Source organism: Bradyrhizobium sp. CCBAU 51745, assembly GCF_028128715.1.
In the GTDB taxonomy this organism is placed as follows: Bacteria; Pseudomonadota; Alphaproteobacteria; order Rhizobiales; family Xanthobacteraceae; genus Bradyrhizobium; species Bradyrhizobium manausense.
Map to the genome: position 1 here is coordinate 567608 of NZ_LBJP01000007.1, position 20012 is coordinate 587619.

General features: G+C 62.7%; 17 protein-coding genes. 4 read left to right on the top strand and 13 right to left on the bottom strand.

What is annotated here, in order from left to right:
* Positions 1–8 precede the first annotated feature (8 nt).
* The 8 genes from XH98_RS09895 to urtA all read right to left on the bottom strand — a co-directional run bounded on the left by XH98_RS09895 (position 9) and on the right by urtA (position 8109).
* Complete coding sequence (locus XH98_RS09895) at positions 9–1049, bottom strand: aliphatic amidase (RefSeq protein WP_271618485.1); 1041 nt, start codon at positions 1047–1049, stop codon at positions 9–11.
* Positions 1050–1092: 43 nt separating this feature from the next.
* Positions 1093–1470 (bottom strand): FmdB family zinc ribbon protein, encoded by a 378-nt coding sequence (locus tag XH98_RS09900; RefSeq protein ID WP_271598115.1) that lies wholly within the window; start codon positions 1468–1470, stop codon positions 1093–1095.
* A 177-nt stretch (positions 1471–1647) separates the two neighbouring features.
* Positions 1648–2877: a formamidase gene (gene fmdA / locus XH98_RS09905; protein WP_271598114.1), complete on the bottom strand. Its 1230-nt coding sequence runs from the start codon at positions 2875–2877 to the stop codon at positions 1648–1650.
* A gap of 28 nt (positions 2878–2905) precedes the next feature.
* The gene (gene urtE, locus XH98_RS09910; RefSeq protein ID WP_220005406.1) at positions 2906–3595 is read right to left on the bottom strand and encodes an urea ABC transporter ATP-binding subunit UrtE; all 690 of its coding nucleotides are present in this window, start codon (positions 3593–3595) and stop codon (positions 2906–2908) included.
* Positions 3596–3811: 216 nt separating this feature from the next.
* Positions 3812–4567, bottom strand: a complete 756-nt coding sequence (gene urtD / locus XH98_RS09915; protein WP_271618486.1) for an urea ABC transporter ATP-binding protein UrtD — start codon at positions 4565–4567, stop codon at positions 3812–3814.
* Positions 4568–4631: 64 nt separating this feature from the next.
* Entirely contained in the window at positions 4632–5774 is a 1143-nt protein-coding gene (gene urtC, locus XH98_RS09920; RefSeq protein WP_271618487.1) for an urea ABC transporter permease subunit UrtC, read from the bottom strand.
* 18 nt (positions 5775–5792) lie between these two features.
* Complete coding sequence (urtB, locus tag XH98_RS09925) at positions 5793–6719, bottom strand: urea ABC transporter permease subunit UrtB (protein WP_057749914.1); 927 nt, start codon at positions 6717–6719, stop codon at positions 5793–5795.
* 130 nt (positions 6720–6849) lie between these two features.
* Positions 6850–8109 (bottom strand): urea ABC transporter substrate-binding protein, encoded by a 1260-nt coding sequence (gene urtA / locus XH98_RS09930; protein WP_057749917.1) that lies wholly within the window; start codon positions 8107–8109, stop codon positions 6850–6852.
* A gap of 171 nt (positions 8110–8280) precedes the next feature.
* Between urtA and XH98_RS09935 the strand changes: the two genes are divergently transcribed.
* Positions 8281–11652, top strand: coding sequence for a hybrid sensor histidine kinase/response regulator (locus XH98_RS09935; RefSeq protein ID WP_271618488.1), 3372 nt, complete (start codon positions 8281–8283; stop codon positions 11650–11652).
* On the top strand, positions 11636–12562 hold the full coding sequence (locus tag XH98_RS09940) for a response regulator (protein WP_057749923.1): 927 nt from the start codon (positions 11636–11638) through the stop codon (positions 12560–12562). The genes XH98_RS09935 and XH98_RS09940 overlap by 17 nt, the downstream gene beginning before the upstream one ends.
* A gap of 217 nt (positions 12563–12779) precedes the next feature.
* Here XH98_RS09940 and XH98_RS09945 read toward each other — a convergent pair whose 3' ends face one another.
* Together XH98_RS09945 and XH98_RS09950 are read right to left on the bottom strand one after the other, a co-directional pair.
* Positions 12780–14282, bottom strand: a complete 1503-nt coding sequence (locus XH98_RS09945; protein ID WP_271618489.1) for a flavin-containing monooxygenase — start codon at positions 14280–14282, stop codon at positions 12780–12782.
* A gap of 122 nt (positions 14283–14404) precedes the next feature.
* On the bottom strand, positions 14405–15163 hold the full coding sequence (locus XH98_RS09950) for a S1 family peptidase (protein ID WP_271598108.1): 759 nt from the start codon (positions 15161–15163) through the stop codon (positions 14405–14407).
* An 85-nt stretch (positions 15164–15248) separates the two neighbouring features.
* Between XH98_RS09950 and XH98_RS09955 the strand changes: the two genes are divergently transcribed.
* Positions 15249–15884, top strand: coding sequence for an HAD-IA family hydrolase (locus tag XH98_RS09955; RefSeq protein WP_271618490.1), 636 nt, complete (start codon positions 15249–15251; stop codon positions 15882–15884).
* A 95-nt stretch (positions 15885–15979) separates the two neighbouring features.
* Here the strand turns inward: XH98_RS09955 and mtnA are convergent, their stop codons facing one another.
* The 3 genes from mtnA to XH98_RS09970 form a co-directional block, all read right to left on the bottom strand.
* Positions 15980–17089 (bottom strand): S-methyl-5-thioribose-1-phosphate isomerase, encoded by a 1110-nt coding sequence (gene mtnA, locus XH98_RS09960; protein WP_271618491.1) that lies wholly within the window; start codon positions 17087–17089, stop codon positions 15980–15982.
* 29 nt (positions 17090–17118) lie between these two features.
* Entirely contained in the window at positions 17119–17994 is an 876-nt protein-coding gene (locus tag XH98_RS09965) for an S-methyl-5'-thioadenosine phosphorylase (RefSeq protein WP_271598105.1), read from the bottom strand.
* A 135-nt stretch (positions 17995–18129) separates the two neighbouring features.
* Complete coding sequence (locus tag XH98_RS09970; RefSeq protein WP_271598104.1) at positions 18130–18402, bottom strand: phosphopantetheine-binding protein; 273 nt, start codon at positions 18400–18402, stop codon at positions 18130–18132.
* A gap of 360 nt (positions 18403–18762) precedes the next feature.
* On the opposite strand from XH98_RS09970, the gene XH98_RS09975 reads away from it, so the two are divergent.
* Positions 18763–19980 (top strand): acyl-CoA dehydrogenase family protein, encoded by a 1218-nt coding sequence (locus XH98_RS09975; RefSeq protein ID WP_271618492.1) that lies wholly within the window; start codon positions 18763–18765, stop codon positions 19978–19980.
* Positions 19981–20012 lie beyond the last annotated feature (32 nt).

Sequence of the window (20012 nt, forward strand, 5' to 3'; positions counted from 1 at the left end):
ATCTACCCCTAATAGTTGCTCGGCGCGGCCTCGTTCGGGATGCCGTCGATTGGGCATTCGGCGGTGCCCGGCGTGGCGCGCGTCATGGCCTCGACCATGTCGCGGGTACCCTCGGGGTCCTTGATCCAGTTCTTGTAGAAATCATACGGGCAGGCCGCGACGCCGCGCGGGCTGTCGCCGGAATTGATCATGCCGGTGTAGCCGCGATGGACCAGCTTGTAGAGATGGTTCTGCGACTGGCCGTTGCGGCGCGCATCGCGGATCAGGTGTTTCGAGAGCTGGGCGTACTGGATGCCGTAATCCTCCTCGCCACACTCGCCGAGCGTACGGCCATCGAAGCCGATGATCGCGGAATGGCCGAAATACGAATACACGCCGTCGAAGCCGGCGGCGTTGGCGACCGCCACATAGACATTGTTGGCCCAGGCCATCGCCTTGGAGATCATGACCTGCTGCTCCTTGGCCGGGTACATGTAGCCCTGGCAGCGCACGATCAGCTCGGCGCCCTTCATCGCGCAGTCGCGCCAGATCTCCGGATAATTACCGTCGTCGCAAATGATCAGGCTGACCTTGAGGCCTTTCGGGCCCTCGGAGACATAGGTGCAATTGCCGGGATACCAGCCTTCGATCGGCACCCACGGCATGATCTTGCGATATTTCTGCACGATCTCGCCCTTGTCGTTCATCAGGATCAGCGTGTTGTAGGGCGCCTTGTGCGGATGCTCCTCATGGCGCTCGCCGGTCAGCGAGAACACGCCCCACACTTTCGCCTTGCGGCAGGCCTCGGCAAAGATCGCCGTCTCCTCGCCCGGCACCATGGAGGCCGTCTCATACATCTCCTTGGAGTTGTACATGATGCCTTGCGTGGAATATTCCGGGAAGATCACGAGATCCATGCCGGGCAGGCCGACCTTCATGCCCACGATCATGTCGGCGATCTTGCGGGCGTTGTCGAGCACCTCGGCCTTGGTGTGCAGGCGGGGCATCTTGTAGTTGACCACTGCGACGCCGACGGTGTCGTTGCTGCTGGAAATATCGCCGTGAAGCATGTTGAGCGCTCCTGTACTTTATTTGATTGATGTTGGCGTGGCGTTAGTGGCTGATCATCCAGGGCCGCGCGGTGGGAAAGCCTTTGGCGCCACTTTTGCTCTTGGTGATCAAACGCGCGGGCTTCTTCTTGTCCGCCGCGTTCTTGTTCTTGACGGTCTTGCCCGATGAGCAACAACCGCAGCCGGGGCCGTGCGAGGCCTTGTATTGTGCCAACGTCTGCGGCGCGTGCGCACTGCGCTCGTTGACGGCGTGCGCCTTGCGCTTGTCTGCCGGCATGCAGAAGAAGTTCGGTGCGGTCAGGATCACGCGCGGCGCCATCGTCTCGCAGTGCGGACAGTTTTGCGGATCGTCGCATTCCGCCATCGGGCGGAGGTCCTTGAAAGGTCCGCAGTCGTCACAGAGATATTCATAGACCGGCATCGTGTTGTCCTTCGTGTTCCTTGATCCGTCATCCTGAGTCGCTCTGGATGGGGCGCGTTGCGCCTCATCGAGAGCCTCGAAGGATGTACGGCCGAGATGCAGCCGAGCCGTCGTCCTTCGGGGCTCGCCTTGCCTTGCAAGGCGAGCACCTCAGGATGACGGGGATAGAACGCACGATCATTTGTCCGGCGAGATCGGCATCTTGATATCGCCGGTGATGTGCTTGATCGGGCCCGCCGCCGAAGGCATCACGTCGAAATCGAAGATCTCGGTCGGCAGCCACAGCGTGGCGCAGGCGTTGGGCACGTCGACCACGCCGGAGATGTGGCCCTGGCACGGCGCGGTGCCGAGGATCGAATAGGCCTGGGCGCCGGAGTAGCCGAACTTCTTCAGATACTCGATGGCATTGAGACAGGCCTGGCGATAGGCGATGTGGACGTCGAGATAATGCTGCTTGCCGGCCTCGTCGACCGAGATGCCTTCAAAGATCAGATAGTCCTTGTAGTTCGGCGTGATCGGCGACGGTTTGAAGATCGGATTCTTGATGCCGTATTTCGACATGCCGTCCTTGATCACCTCGACCTTGAGATGCAGCCAGCCGGCCATCTCGATGGCCCCGCAGAAGGTGATCTCGCCGTCGCCCTGGCTGAAATGCAGATCGCCCATGGAGAGACCCGCGCCGGGCACATAGACCGGGAAGTAAATCTTCGAGCCGCGCGAGAGATCCTTGATGTCGCAATTGCCGCCATGCTCGCGCGGCGGCACGGTGCGCGCGCCCTCGGCGCCGATCTTGGCCTTGACGTCGCCCTTGGCACGGCCGCCATGCGCCGTTGCCGCGAACGGCGGATTGGCGAGACCAGGCACGCGGGTCGGGTTGGTCGAGATCAGCTCGGCCTCGCGCTTGTTCCAGGTCTCCAGCATCTTCGGATCAGGCAGACAGCCGATCAGGCCGGGATGGATCAGGCCGGCGAAGTTGACGCCGGGCACATGGCGCGACGAGGTGTAGAGGCCCTTGATGTCCCAGATCGATTTCTGCGCCAGCGGAAAATGGTCGGTGAGGAAGCCGCCGCCATTCTGCTTGGAGAAGAATCCGTTGAAGCCCCACAGGCTCTCCTTGAGCGGGCCGACGTCGAGCAGGTCGACCACGAGGAGATCGCCGGGCTCGGCGCCCTTGACGCCGATCGGACCGGAGAGGAAGTGCACGATCGACAGGTCGATGTCGCGCACGTCGTCGGCGGAGTCGTTGTTCTTGATGAAGCCGCCGGTCCAGTCATAGGTCTCGATGATGAAATCGTCGCCGGGATTGACCCAGGCCACGATCGGGATGTCTGGGTGCCAGCGGTTATGCACCATGTCATTTTCGTAGGCCGACTTGGTGAGATCGACCTTGATCAGTGTCTCTGGCATCGAGATGCTCCCCTTTTACTACGGTTGGTTAGACGGACAGATATTTCGAGACCTGCGCGGCATCGACAGCATCGCGCGGGTCGTCACGCACGATCTCGCCGTTCTCGATCACCAGCACGCGGTCGGCGATATCGAGCGCGAAGCTCAGGACCTGCTCGGAGACGACGATCGACAGCCCCTTTTCGTCGCGGATGCGTTTCAGCGTCCGCGCCATGTCCTTGATGATCGACGGCTGGATGCCCTCGGTCGGCTCGTCGAGCAGCAGCACCTTCGGCTTGGTCGCGAGCGCCCGCGCAATCGCGAGCTGCTGTTGCTGACCGCCGGAAAGATTGCCGCCACGGCGGCCCTTCATCTCCAGCAGCACCGGAAACAGCTCATAGATGTCGCTTGGTACTTCCGATCCGCCGGAGACGACGAGGCCGGTCTCGATGTTTTCCTTCACCGTCATGGTGGAGAAGATCATGCGGCCCTGCGGCACATAAGCGAGGCCCTTGGCGACGCGCTCATAACTCGGCAGGCCGCCGAGCTCCGCGCCGTCCATGGTCACTGAGCCGCTTCTAGCCGGCAGGATGCCCATCAGCGATTTCATCAGCGTGGTCTTGCCCATGCCGTTGCGGCCCATGATCGCAACGATCTCGTTGGGCGCGACCTTGACGTTGAGCCCGTGCAGCACCTCGCTTTGGCCGTAGGCGACGTGAAGATCGGAAATTGCCAGCATCGTCGTACTCCTAGGCTCGGTGTTCCTTCACCTCTCCCCACCGGGGAGAGGTCGCGCCGAAGGCGCGGGTGCGGGGGTGCAGGTCCCTCGAGAGAGCGGAACCCCTCACCCGAATTGCACTTGACGACGCTTCGCATCGCAAGGCGCAATTCGACCTCTCCCATAGGGAGAGGTGGACCGTCGTTGCCGCGACAGACTCGACCAACTTCGCCATCGTCAGTGCCCCAGATACACTTCGATGACCTTGGGATCGTTCTGCACTTTCTCCATGGTGCCCTCGGAGAGGATCTGGCCCTGGTGCAGCACGGTGACCTTGTGCGCGATATTCTCGACGAACTTCATGTCGTGCTCGATCACCAGCACCGAACGGTTCTGGATGATGCGGTTGAGCAGCTCGGCGGTCTTGGCACGCTCGGACACGCTCATGCCGGCGACGGGCTCGTCTAGCATCAAGAGGTCCGGATCCTGGATCAGCAGCATGCCGATCTCGAGCCATTGCTTCTGGCCGTGGCTGAGCAGGTCGGCGCTCATGTTCAGCTTGTCCTTCAGGAAGATCATCTCGGCGACCTCGTGGACGCGATCGCGCACGGCGGCATCGCGGGTGAAGGTCAGCGCGCCGAACACCGAGCGTCCGCGCGGATAGGAGATCTCCAGATTCTCGAACACCGTGAGATCGTCGTAGATCGACGGGTTCTGGAATTTGCGCCCGACACCGGCCTTGACGATCTCGTTCTCCTTCATCCGCGTCAGCTCCTTGCCGCGGAACTGGATCGAGCCTGAGGTCGCTTTGGTCTTGCCGCAGATCAGGTCGAGCACGGTGGTCTTGCCGGCGCCGTTGGGGCCGATGATGACGCGGATCTCGTTTTCGTCGACATAGAAGGAGAGATCGTTGACCGCCTTGAAGCCGTCGAACGACACCGTCAGGGCCTCGACCGCGAGCAGGAATTCCTTGGGCTGATGACCGATGAGCATGATCTATTTCCTCATTGCTAACGCGGCATCGGCATCGTGATGACCGATGAGCATGATGATCTCCTCACTCCGCCGGGGCGCCGTCGGCGACCGAGCCGTCGGTCCACCCTTCAGGCTTGGGTTTGCGCGAGGCGATCACGCGCTCGATGCGTGGCTGCACGTAGTCGCCCCAGATCCCGGCAAGACCGTTCGGGAATGCGAGCACCACGGCAATGAACAGACCGCCGAGACCGAACAGCCACAATTCGGGGAAGGTTTCCGACAGGCTGGTCTTGGCGAAGTTCACCAGCAGCGTGCCGTAGATGGCGCCGAGGATCGACAGCCGGCCGCCGACGGCGGTATAGATCACCATTTCGATCGAGGGCACGATGCCGACGAAGGACGGCGACATGAAGCCGACATTGAGCGCGAACATGGCGCCGCCGACGGCGGCGAACACAGCGGCGATGCAGAAGGCGAAGATCTTGAAGTTGGCGACGCTGTAGCCGGAGAACCTGACCCGGTCCTCCTTCTCGCGCATCGCGACCAGGATGCGCCCTAGCTTGGAGTGCCGGACGAACTGCGCGATCATGATGCAGACGAACAGGCAGCCGACCTCGAAGAAGTACAGCGCGATCTTGGCGTGATCGGGCCGGATGTCCCATCCTTTCAGGGTGCGCAAATCGGTCATGCCGTTGATGCCGCCGGTGTAGCCCTGCTGGCCCACGATCAGGATGGTGAGGATGGCCGCGACCGCCTGGGTGATGATGGCGAAGTAGGTGCCGCCGACGCGGCGCTTGAACATCGCGGTGCCGATGATCAATGCGAAGATGCCGGGCACCAGGACAATCGCCGCGATGGTGAAGGTGAGGCTGTGGAACGGCTTCCAGAAGAACGGCAGTGCGGTCAGCTGATTCCAGTCCATGAAATCAGGGATACCCGGCGTCGACTGGATCTTGGTGTTCTCCACGCTCGAGGCTTCGAGCTTGAGGAACATCGCCATGCAGTAGCCGCCGAGCCCGAAGAACACGCCCTGGCCGAGGCTCAAGATGCCGCCATAGCCCCAGCAGATGACAAGGCCCAGCGCAACGAAGGCGTAGGTCAGGTACTTTGCGACCAGGTTGAGCCTGAAGACATCGAGCGTGAGCGGCAACACCGCGACCAGGAACACCGCGAGCACCAGAATTCCGATCAACTCTGATCGATTGAAGAACCTGTTGTCGGTCATTGCATCAGCCTCATATTCTCACTTGCGAACCTTGAGGGCGAACAGCCCCTGCGGCCGCAGCATCAGGATTCCGACAACGGCGAGTAGCGTCAGCACCTTGGCCATCGAGCCCGACATGAAGAACTCGAGGGTGGATTGCGTCTGCGAGATCGAGAAGGCCGAGGCGATGGTGCCGAGCAGGCTGGCGGCGCCGCCGAACACGACGACAAGGAATGTGTCGACGATGTAGAGCTGCCCCGAGGTCGGCCCGGTCGATCCGATCATGGTGAAGGCGCTGCCGGCGACGCCCGCGATGCCGCAGCCGAGGCCGAAGGTGTAGCGATCGACCTTCTCGGTGTTGATGCCGACGGCGCCAGCCATGATGCGGTTCTGCACCACCGCGCGGACCTGGCGACCCCAGCGCGATTTGAACATGACATAGGCGACCACGATGGTGATCAGCACCGTCAGGCACATCACGAATACGCCGTTGATGGGGACTTCGATGCTGCTGGTCACTTGCAGAGAGCCGAGCATCCATTGCGGCAGCTCGACGCCGACCTCGCGCGCGCCGAACACGGAACGATAGGCCTGCTGCAACATCAGGCTGAGGCCCCAGGTCGCCAGCAGCGTGTCGAGCGGACGCTTGTAGAGGTGACGTATCAGCACCCATTCCACGAGCATTCCCAGCGCGCCTGAGGCGAGGAAGGCGAGGATCATGGCGAGGAAGAAGTAGCCGCCGAACAGACCAGGCATGTAGGCCTGGAACAGATTGGAGGTCATCCAGGTGACGTAGGCCCCCAGGATCATGAACTCGCCATGGGCCATGTTGATGACGCCCATCTGGCCGAAGATGATCGCAAGCCCGAGCGCCATCAGCACGTAGACCGAGAACAGGATCAGTCCTGCAAAGCCCTGCATGACGAAGATGGAGCCAAGGTCACCAAGCGAGTAGTCGCCGAACATCGATGTCCTCCGTCAGGGAATAGGGTCCCGCGTCGCGCGCAAATGCGCGACGCGGGGTCTTGGGCATGGACTTGCAATCCACGCCAGGGAGAGGCTTGAGCTTGAGGGACGTTGCCGGAGAGGCCGCGACTTACTGGTAACCCTTCGGGAACGGATCCGGCTCGACGAGGTCGGCGGTCTCGTAGATCAGCTCGAACTGGCCATCGAGCTTGGCGCGGCCCACGCGGGTCTTCGACCAGAGGTGATGGTTTTCGTGGATGCGCACATAACCTTCCGGCGCGCCCTTGAACTCGACGCCGGGCGAAGCCGCAGCGATCTTGTCGACGTCGAAGGAGCCGGCCTTCTCGACCGTCAACTTCCACAGCCACGGGCCGAGATAGGCAGCCTGGGTGACGTCTCCGATCACGGTCTTTTCGCCCCACATCTTCTTGAACGCGGGCACGAAGGCCTTGTTGTTGGGATTGTCGAGCGACTGGAAGTACTTCATGCAGGCATAGGCGCCCGCGATGTTCTCGCCGCCGATGCCGTCGATTTCGTCCTCGGTGACCGAGATGGTGAGCAGCGGCTGCTTGGCGAGATCGATGCCGGCAGCCTTGAGCTGCTTGTAGAAGGCGACATTGGAGCCGCCGACGACGTCGGTGAAGATCACGTCGGGCTTGGTCAGCTTGATCTTGTTGATGACCGAGTTGAACTGGGTGTTGCCGAGCGGATAATACTCCTCGCCGACGACCTTGCCCTTCAGCACGTTCTCGACGTGCTTGCGCGCGATCTTGTTGGAGGTGCGCGGCCAGATGTAGTCGGAGCCGATGAAGAAGAAGGTTTTGGCGCCCTTTTCCTTGGCGATCCAGTTGAGACCGGCGAGGATCTGCTGGGTCGCTTCCTGGCCGGTGTAGATCACGTTCTTGGACTGCTCGAGGCCTTCATAGAAGGTCGGGTAGTAGAGCATGCCGTTGTACTGCTCGACGACCGGCAGCACCGCCTTGCGCGAGGCCGAGGTCCAGCAGCCCATGATCGCCGCAACCTTGTCGTTCACGAGCAGCTTCTTCGCCTTCTCGGCGAAGGTCGGCCAGTCGCTGGCGCCGTCTTCCTGGATGAACTTGATCTTGCGTCCGAGCACGCCGCCGGCGGCGTTGATCTGCTCGATGGCGAGCTTTTCGGCCTCAATCGAACCGGTCTCGGAGATCGCCATGGTGCCGGTCGCCGAATGCAGGATGCCAACCGTCACCTCGGTGTCGGTGACCGCGAGGCCGGTGGTGTTCACCGCCGAGGTCGCCGGGGTCTGCGCAAACGACGTCCGCGGCAGCATCGTGATGGCAGGGACGGCCGCCATTCCCATCAATAGTTTGCGCCGGAGCGGCGACAACAAGCCCTTGTTGGTTTCGTCTGACATGAGCACCCCACTGTTTGTTCGAGGACACGCGATTGGTGTCGTGAGGATGGCTCGAATTTGTGCACCGCAAGCATACGCAAGATCGCGTATACTGCACCGCAAAATACCGACGTAGGCTTTTGGTACGGGATTTGCGAGGGCTCCGGGTCCGCATCGGGAGTGGGGTAAAGCGTGGCAGGGCGGCAGCGAATAGACCGCGTCAGGCGCCAGTACAACCAATGGGTCGCCAACCAGACGCTGGAAGACTACGCGCTGCGCTTCACCGCCAAGAGCGCGCGACGCTGGTCCGCCGCCCGCGTCGCCAACACCGCGATCGGCGCGATCTCCTTCCTGGTGCTGGAGGCGATCGGCGGCACCATCACCCTCAACTACGGCGTGACCAACGCCGCATCCGCAATTCTCGTCGTCTCCGCCATCATCTTCTGCTGCGGGGTTCCGATTGCCTACTATGCCGCCAAATGCGGCATCGACATTGACCTCCTCACCCGTGGCGCCGGCTTCGGCTATATCGGCTCGACCGTCACCTCGCTGATCTACGCCTCCTTCACCTTCATCTTTTTTGCGATTGAGGCGGTGATCCTGGCAACCGCACTGGAGATGTGCCTCGGGATTCCCCGCCCGATCGGCTACCTCATCAGCGCGGTCGCGATCATTCCGCTGGTGACCTACGGCATCACGCTGATCAGCCGCTTCCAGCTCTGGACGCAGCCGCTCTGGGTCGTGCTGCACATCCTGCCCTTTGCCGCGATCGCGTGGGCCAACCCGCACTCTTTCACGGAATGGCACAAATTCGCCGGCGAGCACGGCGATCTCGGCGGCCATTTCGATCTGTTGCTGTTCGGCGTCGCATCCTCCGTCGTATTCTCGCTCGTGGCGCAGATCGGCGAGCAGGTCGACTTCCTGCGATTCCTGCCGCGCGACCGTCGCACCTCCAGGGCGTCGTGGTGGATCGCGCTGATGAGCGCAGGGCCGGGCTGGATCGTGCTCGGTGCGCTGAAGCTGCTGGCGGGGTCGTTCCTCGCTTTTTTTGCGCTCAGCCACGGCGTGCCGCCCGAGGAAGCCGCCGAGCCCGCGCACATGTATCTGGTGGCGTTTCGCTACGTGCTGTCGGATCCGGATCTTTCACTGGCGCTGACCGGCTTCTTCGTGGTGTTGTCGCAGATCAAGATCAACGTCACCAACGCCTATGCCGGCTCGATCGCCTGGTCGAACTTCTTCTCGCGCCTGACGCACAGCCACCCCGGACGCGTGGTCTGGCTGGTGTTCAACGTGATGGTCGCGCTGCTGTTGATGGAGATCGGCGTCTACAAGGCGCTGGAGCAGACGCTCGCGCTCTATTCCAACGTCGCGATCGCCTGGGTCGGCGCGCTGGTGTCCGATCTCGTCGTCAACAAGCCGCTCGGCCTCCGTCCGCCGCAGATGGAGTTCAAGCGGGCGCATCTCTACGACATCAATCCGGTCGGCGTCGGCGCGATGACTCTCGCGATCATCGTTTCCATCGCGGCGTTCTACGGCCTATTCGGCCCGACCATGAAGGCGCTCGCGGCGTTCGTTGCGCTGACGGTGGCTTTCGTCACCGCGCCGATCATCGCCTGGCTCACGGACGGAAAATTCTACATCGCCCGCAAGCCGAAGCGGAGCTGGGCCAATATCGAGGCGATCCAGTGCTGCATCTGCGAGCACAGTTTTGAGCCGGAGGATACCACCTCCTGCCCCGCCTATGCCGGCCCGATCTGCTCGCTATGCTGTTCGCTCGATGCGCGCTGCCACGATCTCTGCAAGCCGCATGGGCGCGCGCAGGTGCAGTTCTCCGAGGCGCTCGGCAAGATCCTGCCGCAGCCGATCTATCAGCGCATCAACTCGCAATTCGGGCACTATATCGGTGTCTTCGTCGTCTCCGCAGGCCTCGTCGCGCTGGTGCTCGGGCTGATCTATCTGCAGACCTCGGCCAGCGTGCATGGCGAGAACGCGCTGGTCTCCAACGTGCTGTGGAAGGTGTTCTTCTCGCTCAGCATCATCATCGGCGTGGTCGCCTGGCTGTTCGTGCTGGCGCAGCAGAGCCGCCGCGCCGCGGAGGCCGAGACGCGCCGGCAGACCGCGCTGCTGATCCAGGAAATCGACGCGCACAAGCGCACAGACGCCGAGCTGCAGCGCGCCAAGGAGGTCGCCGAATCCGCCAACCTCGCCAAGAGCCGCTATGTGGTGGGGCTGAGCCACGAGCTGCGCTCGCCGCTGAACGCGATCAGCGGCTATGCGCAGCTGCTGGAGCAGGATGCGTCGCTCAATACAAAGCCGCGCGATCAGGTCCGCGTCGTCCGTCGCAGCGCCGACCACCTCTCCGGCCTGATCGACGGCATTCTGGATATTTCCAAGATCGAGGCTGGCAGGCTCTATCTCTCCCGCGACGAAGTCCGCCTGAGCGAATTCCTCGATCAGCTCGTCGGCATGTTCCGCCTCCAGGCCGGCGCCAAGGGCATCGACTTCGTGTTCCGGCGTCCGGCTACACTGCCGACAGTGGTCTATGCCGACGAGAAGCGGCTGCGCCAGGTGCTGATCAACCTCCTCTCCAACGCCATCAAGTTCACCCAGACCGGCAGCGTGCAGTTCGTGGTCCATTACCGCAGCCCGGTCGCCGAGTTCGAGGTGATCGACACCGGGCCCGGTATCCAGAGCGACGATCTTGAACGCATCTTTGCACCGTTCGAGCGCGGCGCGCTCGGAGTCTCGCAGCCGCAGACGGGCACAGGGCTGGGGCTCACCATCAGCCGGTTGCTCGCCGGCGTGATGGGCGGCGACATCAAGGTCACCAGCACCGTCGGCCGCGGCAGCACCTTCAAGGTGAAGATGCTGCTGTCGGAGGTCACCAATCCCAGGCGCACCGCGCCGGTGGAGGCGCCAATCTCGGGCTATCACGGCGCGCGCAAGACCATCCTCATCACTGACGACGACCCTGTTCATCGCGATCTCCTGCGCGAGGTGCTGACGCCGCTCGGCTTCATCCTGCTGAGCGCCGGCGACGGTCCCGGCTGCCTCGCGCTGGCGAAGCATTGCCGGCCCGATCTGTTCCTGCTCGACATCTCGATGCCGGCCATGGACGGCTGGACCGTCGCGGAACAGCTGCGCGCCGACGGTCATCACCAGGCCCGTATCCTGATGGTGTCGGCGAGCGCGCTGGAGGCGCACGGCGCGCCGCTGGCACAGCCGTTCCACGACGGCTATCTGATGAAGCCGATCGACATTCCCCGATTGCTGGAAACCATTCGACAGCTGCTCAAGATCGAATGGCAGTACGGCTCCGACGAGACGGCCGTGCCGTTGTGGCGGCCGGAGAGCGGCTCGCGCCCCCCGGCCAGGCACATCGAGGCGCTGATCGGGCTCGGCCAGATCGGCTACGTCAAAGCCATCCAGCTCAAGCTGGACGAGATCGGCAGCGAACACCCTGAACATGCCGACTTCGTCGCGGAAATGCGATCGCTGGTCGATCGCTTCGACCTCGACCAATACATGAGAACATTGAAAAACCTGCATGCTTATGAGCATTGAGCCGAAAAAGCGCGACGTCGCGCTCGTTGTCGACGACTCGCCGGAGACGCTGAGGCTGCTGACCGACGCGCTCGACGGCGCCGGGATGACAGTGATGGTCGCGCTCGACGGCGCCAGCGCGATGCGCATCGTCGACCAGATCACGCCCGACATCGTGCTGCTCGATGCCGTGATGCCAGGCATGGATGGATTCGAGACCTGCCGGCGACTCAAGCGCGACACCGGCCTTGCCAATGTGCCCGTGATCTTCATGACCGGCCTCGCCGAAACCGAGCATATTGTGCGCGGACTGGAAGCCGGCGGGGTCGACTACGTCACAAAACCGATCGTGATCGAGGAGATGCTGGCACGCATCCGCGTCCATCTCGGCAATGCGCGGCTGACCCAGAGCGCGCGCGCCGCGCTCGACGTCTCCGGCCGCTTCCTGTTCGCAGTCAACCGTCAGGGCCACATCCTCTGGGCAACGCCGCAGGCCCAGAAGCTTCTCGCCGATCACCATGGCATGCAGACGGATGACTTCGTCCTGCCGCCGTCGCTGCTGCAATGGCTGGAGCAGGCGAAAGGCAAGGGCAGTGCGAAGTCGCAGACCGCTTCGCTGCCCGACAATCCGCAGCTCCGCTTCTACTACATGGGCGAAACCGCGCCGAACGAGTTTCTGCTGCGGTTGTCGAAAGAGGCCGGCACCGCGCTGCCGCCGGAATTCACCAGCGAGCTCGGCCTCACCACACGCGAGGGCGAGGTACTGGCCTGGCTCAGCAAGGGCAAGACCAACCGCGACATCGCGCAGATTTTGGGCCTCAGCCCGCGCACGGTCGACAAGCATCTGGAGCAGATCTACGCGAAACTCGGCGTGGAGAACCGGACGGCGGCGGCAGCAATCGCGACGAATGCGACAAGGAGGAATTCGTAGGCCTATCAGGAATGAGTTGGAACGCTAGCGCCTAACAACCGGTGTCGTCCCGGCGAAGGCCGGGACCCATACCGCGTGATCTCTCGATTTTGGAAGCTAGTCGTACCGGACAACGAGTCTTCGCCAAACTACTCCCTGGGGTTATGGGTCCCGGCCTTCGCCGGGACGACAGTGGAGTGCGGAGCGGATGCTCTCGCCCAACACATCAAGAACCACCTCACCCATACACAAACGCCTTGTCATCCAGATCCGTCTTCGGGATCTCGTCCTTCTCGGTCCAGTAATCCTGGCTGTGCTGCCATTCCGGCTTGTCACCACGCTTGGGCAGCAGGTTCATGTTGCGCATGATATAGCCGGGATTGAAGTTTTCCGGATCGATCCAGGGCAGGATCGGCATGTTGTGATCTTCGGGCCGCAATTTGACCTCGACCTTCTTCGCCCCCTTCGCCTTCATGTGACCGAGCAGGCGACAGACAAAATCGGCGACCAGATCGACGCGCAAGGTCCAACTCGCGCGGAAATAGCCGAACACCCAGACCATGTTCGGCACACCCGTGAACATCATGCCACGATAGGTGACGGTGTCGCCGAAAGCGAGCGGCTTGCCGTCGATCTCGAAGGCGATGTCGCCGAGCGCCGAGAGATTGAAACCGGTCGCGGTGACGATGACATCGGCCTCCAGCAACTTGCCTGACTTGAGCTGGATACCGTTCTCGACGAAGCATTCGATCTCGTCGGTGACGACCGAAGCCTTGCCGCTGGCGATGCCCTTGAACAAATCGGCATCGGGCACGAAAGCGATGCGCTGCCGCCACGGCCGGTAGCTCGGCGTGAAATGCGTCTCGACGTCGTAATCAGGACCGAGCACCGCGCTGATCTGGCCGATCAGCTCCTTCTTCACCTGCTCGGGCCTGGCCAGACAGAGCTTTGTGAATGCGTCTTGCTCGAACAGGATCTTGCGCCGGACAATCTCGTGGATCCAGGCTTCATCGACCTGAAGCCGGCGCAATTCCTCGGCGATCTCGATGGCGTTGCGCCCGAGGCGGAAATAGGTTGGCGAGCGCTGCAGCATGGTGACATGCGCGCAGTCGTCCGCGATGTTCGGCACCAGCGTCGCAGCAGTCGCCCCCGAGCCGATCACCACGACCCTCTTGTCCTTGAGGTCGATGTCGTCAGGCCAGGTCTGCGGATGGACGATGCGCCCCTTGAAGCGGTCCATGCCCTTCCATTCCGGCGTGTAGCCTTCGGAATGGCGATAGTAACCCTGACACATCCATAGGAAGTTTGCGGTGAAGGTCCTTGCCTCGTCGGTATCCGTCGTCACCGCCTCGATGGTCCAGAGATTCCGCTCGCTCGACCAGCTCGCCGACATGATCTTGTGCTTGTAGCGAATGTGGCGAGCGATATCGTTGTCGTCGATCACCTCTTTCATATAGGCGAGGATCTCCTCGGCGGTGGCGATCGGCGGCCCGACCCAAGGCTTGAAGCTGTAGCCGAAGGTATGGAGATCGCTGTCCGAGCGAATGCCGGGATAACGATGCGTGCTCCAGGTACCGCCGAATGTCGCCTGCGTCTCCAGGATGACGTAGCTGGTGCCCGGCAGCTGCTTTTCGATGTGGTAGGCACTGCCGATGCCGGAGATGCCGGCGCCGACGATCAGCACGTCGAAATGTTCTGAGGCCTGTTGAGTGGCGGCGTGACTGCGAACAGCGACATTCATTTTTGCTTCTATGCCTTGTCATTTTCAGGCCGCCATTGCTTGGCGACGCGTTTCCTCCGCGACGGGCATGGTTGCCAACCGCGCTTCCCTTGCAAAATGACATAGATCAAGTCGCGATCAAACTACAACGCCGCGCCCCAGCTCCGCGCCGTCTGCAGGATCCAGTCGCGATAGAGCGTCAGCGGCGTGACACCAGTCAATCCGCCGCAGCCCGCGGCATTATTCGGCCCTGTCGACCAGCTGATGACCCCGACAAGCACCGCGCCACCAGGCTTGTCCTCAAACACGGGACCACCGGAATCGCCGGTGCAGGCGCCGATTCCGTCGCGAACACCGTTGGTTACGGGATCGACCAGACGGATCTGGAACGTGCCGGGCTGGCCGGTAACAACGAGGCCCGCAACGCGAATCGTGCCGCCACTCTTGCCGTCGCCGCGCACGGTGACGCCGATCCCGGCGATGGTGAAGCGACTGCCGACCTGGACTGGAATAGTTGGCGCTCCGACCGGCACCGTCGATTTTCCCTTGAGTGGAATTTCCAGTTGCAGCAATGCCACGTCGGCCGTGGCGCGATGCGCCAGCATTGCCTGCATGTTGAAGCCCGGATGGATCGCAACGGTGCGCACGTTCAGCAGTTGCGGCTGACCGTCCGCGCCTCGCTCGACGATCTTGTAGTCTGCGCCCGGCTGCACGCAATGCGCGACCGTGAGCACAAGCATCGGAGCGATCAAGGTGCCGGTACAGAAATTGCCGCGCGAGCCGACGATGGTGACAACCGCGCGCGCAACGCCTTCCGTCTGCGGCGTGCCGCCGCCGACGATGGCATGAGCGGGCGTCGCAACCAGCAGCGCGGTTATGGCGAATATGGCAAGCTTCTTCATGGAACAGGTTCGGGCATCGGCAGGACTGGTCCTTGCCGATAGCGCATGCTAGCCGTCTTGGAAAGCAATTGACGAGGGCGGGACATTGGCGATCGAGGCGGTGATCTTTGATTTTGGCGGCGTGTTGACGAGCTCGCCGTTCGAGGCGTTTTCGCGGTTCGAGACCGAGCGTGGCCTGCCCGTCGACATTATCAGGCGTACCAACGCCGCCAACCATTTGGAAAATGCCTGGGCCAAATTTGAGCGCGCCGAGGTCGACATCGAGACATTCGACAAATTGTTCGCGGCGGAATCACTGGCGCTCGGCGCCGAAGTGCGCGGCCGCGACGTGCTGCCGCTGCTCCAGGGCGATCTCCGTCCCGAGATGGTCGAGGCGCTGAAGCGCATCAAGACCGGGTTCAAGACCGGCTGCATCACCAACAACCTTCCGGCCAACGCCATCGGCAGCATGACCGGGCGCTCGCTCTATGTCGCCGAGGTGATGGTGTTGTTCGACCACGTCATCGAATCCGCCAAGATCGGCCTGCGCAAACCGGACCCGCGCATCTACCAGTTGATGGTCGAAACGCTGCAGGTCGATCCGAGGAAATGCGTCTATCTCGACGACCTCGGGGTCAATTTGAAGCCCGCGCGCGAGATGGGCATGACCACGATCAAGGTGACGAGCGGGGCGCAGGCGATCGCGGAGCTCGAGGCGGCGACGGAGATGAAGCTGGGATAGTTCGCCAATGCCGTAGGGTGGGCAAAGCGGAAGCGTGCCCACCAAAAGCATGTGGTGGGCACGGCGCTTTCGCGCCTTTGCCCACCCTACGAGAGCTACTCTGTGGCGGCAGCGATGCGCTCAGGGAACGCAGCCGCGAGCGAAGCACGATCAGGTTTCAGCACGCCGCGTTCGGTGATGAGGCCCGTCACGAGGCGCGCCGGGGTCACATCAAAGGCGTAATTCGCAACAGGCGAACCTTCCGGCACGATGCGCACGGTCTCGAGCCGGCCATCGGCCGTGCGGCCGGTCATGTCCGTTACCTCGGCTCCGCTGCGCTGCTCGATCGGGATATCCCTGATGCCGTCATTCACCGCGAAATCGATCGTCGGCGACGGCAGCGCGACATAGAACGGCACGTTGTTGTCGTGCGCTGCGAGCGCCTTCAGATAGGTGCCGATCTTGTTGCAGACGTCGCCATTGGCGGCGACGCGATCGGTGCCGACGATGGCGAGATCGACCATGCCGTGCTGCATCAGATGGCCGCCGGTGTTGTCGGGGATCACGGTGTGCGGCACGCCGTGATGGCCAAGCTCCCACGCGGTGAGCGAGGCGCCCTGGTTGCGCGGACGGGTCTCATCGACCCAGACATGGATCTTGATGCCGCGCTCATGCGCGAGATAGATCGGTGCGGTTGCCGTGCCCCAATCGACAGTCGCGAGCCAGCCGGCGTTGCAATGGGTCAGCACGTTGACGGTCTCGCCCGGCTTCTTCCTGGTCACGATCGCCTCGATCAGCTTCAGCCCGTTGCCGGCGATGCCGCGGTTGATCTCGACATCCTGTTCGACGATCTGGTCGGCGCGCGCATAGGCCGCTTCCGCCCGTTCGACCGGATCGATCGGCGCGAGCGTCGCGCGCATCTCGTCGAGCGCCCATTTCAGATTGATCGCGGTCGGCCGCGCCACGACCAGCGTGTCGTAGGCGCGCTTCAGTCCGGCGTCGGATGCGTCCTCGCGCATCGCCAGCGCCATGCCGTAGGCGGCGGTGGCGCCGATCAGCGGCGCACCGCGCACCAGCATGTCGCGGATCGCGACCGCCGCGTCCTCGCATGAGGTCAAACGCGCAACGACGAATTCATGCGGCAGCCGACGCTGATCGATCGCACCGACCGACCAGCCGTCGCGCTCGCGCCAGATGCTGCGGAAATGCTTGCCGTCGACCTTCATGGCGTTCTGCCTTTCGACCTTGTTGCGTCTCAACCGCGCAGGATGCGCCCGGCCACCGCATCGAGCTTCTTCAACAGCTCGGGATCGCGCGCCTCGGGCGCGGTGATCAGCGCGGTGTCGAGCGCCCGGTCCGATCCGATCGGACACGGCTCATGCTCGCGCGGAAAATCCCTGGCCAGCCGTGCCACGAGTGACTTTGCCTTGTCGGCGTTTGAGGTCAGCACGCGGATGATGTCCTGCACGGTGACGGCGTCGTGATCGGGATGCCAGCAATCGAAATCCGTCACCATCGCCACGGTCGCGTAGCAAATCTCCGCCTCACGCGCGAGCTTGGCCTCGGGCATGTTCGTCATGCCGATCACGGAATAGCCCAGCGTCTTGTAGGTCATGCTCTCCGCATAGGTGGAGAATTGCGGTCCCTCCATGCAGACATAGGTGCCGCCGCGCGCGATCGCGATACCCTCGGCCTCGGCCGCTGCGGCGAGATGAATGCGCAGCCGCGGCGAGACCGGATGCGCCATCGAGACATGCGCAACACAACCCTTGCCGAAGAACGAGCTCTCGCGCTTGTGCGTACGGTCGACGAACTGGTCGACCAGAACGAAGGTGCCGGGCGGCATCTCGTCCTTGAAGGAGCCGCAGGCCGAAAGCGAGATCAGATCGGTGACACCGGCGCGCTTCAGCACGTCGATATTGGCGCGGTAGTTGATGTCGGAGGGCGACAGCCGATGACCTTTGTCGTGGCGCGGCAGGAATACGATCGGCAGGCCCGCGATGGTGCCGCGCCGCACCGGCGCCGACGGCTCGCCCCAGGGGCTCCCGATCACCTCTTCGCGTGCGCCCTCCAGACCCGGCAAATCGTAGATGCCGGAGCCGCCGATGATGCCCAATACCGCCTGTGTCATGCCTACTCACCCCTGTCCGCCGCGTGCGACATGGTTAAGCTATGCCAGTTTTGCGGCGAATTTGGAACGGGGGTGTGGTGGCGGAGCGTGACAAGCCTAGGCGCTTGCCACACATTCAGTGTCGTCCCGGCGAAGCTAAGCCGCCGCCGCCAGCTTCAGCTGCGTCGCGACCATGCGTTCCAGCGTCTCGACCGACTGGAAATTCTCCGGCGTGATCTCGGTCTGCGGAATGGTGAAGTCGAACTCGGCTTCGACACCCAGCATCAAATTGACCATGTCCATCGAGGTCAGGCCGGCATCGACGAGCTTCGTCGACGGCGTGACGTCAGCGCTGAGCGAGTTCTGCTCGAGGATGCCCTTCACCAGCTTGATGATGCGGTGACGCACGTCGGTGTCGAAGGCCTGCATGGTTAAATTTCCCGTCTGTCAACAATCGATCGAACCCGTCGCCCGGTACGATGGGCGCGACGGGTCGATCTCACAATGGGCGCGACCAATACTTCGCGTTTGTTAGTAAACGATGACTCAGATTGTCAGGAATTTGGGCTTCTTCCAGAACCCTAACGCGATCGCGGAAATCCGGGGGATGCGAAAAACCGGCCTTTAACTGTTCGTTCCGAATTGCGGTCCGTTTACCCTGTATTTCATCGACGAATTTGAATTAAATCCGTAGCCTCGTCTCACAAGCAAAGATGGTCGGAGGATCTCTTTCAGCGACATCGCGAATGATGCCGGCGATCCCGAACGACGAAGCGGAGGCGGACGAGTATGAACGTGCGTGAAGCAGTCCAGACTTTCGACGAAACGCGGCCGAGCCTTTTCGAGCATGGTCCTTCCCTGATCGAGCGCGCAGCGCGCACCGCCAGCGTGGCTGCGGCCGAGGCCGACGGCGTCGACCGAGACGCCGGCTTCCCGCACAAGGCATTCGATACCGCGCGTGAGCAAAAACTGCTCGGCGTCATGATCCCGGTCGAGTTCGGCGGCTTCGGCGCCTCGATCCATGACGTCACCGACATCTGCTACACGCTCGGGCGCGCCTGCGCCTCGACCGGAATGATCTACGCGATGCATCAGACCAAGGTCGCCTGCATCATCAGGCATGGCCATGGTATCCCCTGGATGGAAACCATGATGCGCCGGGTCGCCCGCGACCAATGGCTGCTCGCCTCTTCCACCACCGAAGGCCAGAACGGCGGCAACATTCGCGCCAGTGCGGCCGCGGTCGATCACGCCGGCGATACTGTCTCGCTGGTGCGCGACGCCACCGTGATCTCCTACGGCGCACAGGCCGACGGCCTCGTCACCATCGCCCGCCGGGCCACCGATGCGGCTGCTTCCGACCAGGTGCTGCTGGCACTCGCCAAGGATGACTATTCGCTGAAGCAGACGCAGGGCTGGGAAACGCTGGGCATGCGCGGCACCTGTTCGACCGGCTTCGAGCTCAAGGTCGACTGTCCTGCCGATCGCGTCTTCCCGGAAGCCTATGACAAGATCCACGCCCAGACCATGACGCCGTTTGCACATCTGTGCTGGTCGTCGACCTGGGCCGGCATTGCAGCGGCCTCGGTGACGCGCGCGCAGGCTTTCGTCCGCAAGGCCGCTCGCGCTTCCGGTGGCCAGATGCCGCCGGCCGCCGCGCACTTCACCGCCGCAAAGATGTCGCTGGCCAAGCTGCGTGCTTTGATCGCTGCCAATCTCGATGCTTTTGCCCGCGCCGAGCATGACGAGCGCGCGCTCGGCTCGCTCGACTTCCAGTCCTCGATCACGCTGCTGAAGGTGCAGGCCTCCGAGCTCGCGGTCGAGACCGTGATGCATGCGATGCGTACCGCAGGCCTCGCCGGCTACCGCAACGACGGCGAGTTTACCATGGGCCGCCACCTGCGCGACGTCCTGTCGTCACCCATCATGATCAACAACGACCGTATCCTGGCCAATGCCGCCACCTCGACGCTGATGAGCGGCGTGCCGGCGAGCCTTCGTGACTAATTCAACAAGAACAAATTTGAGATAACAGGACA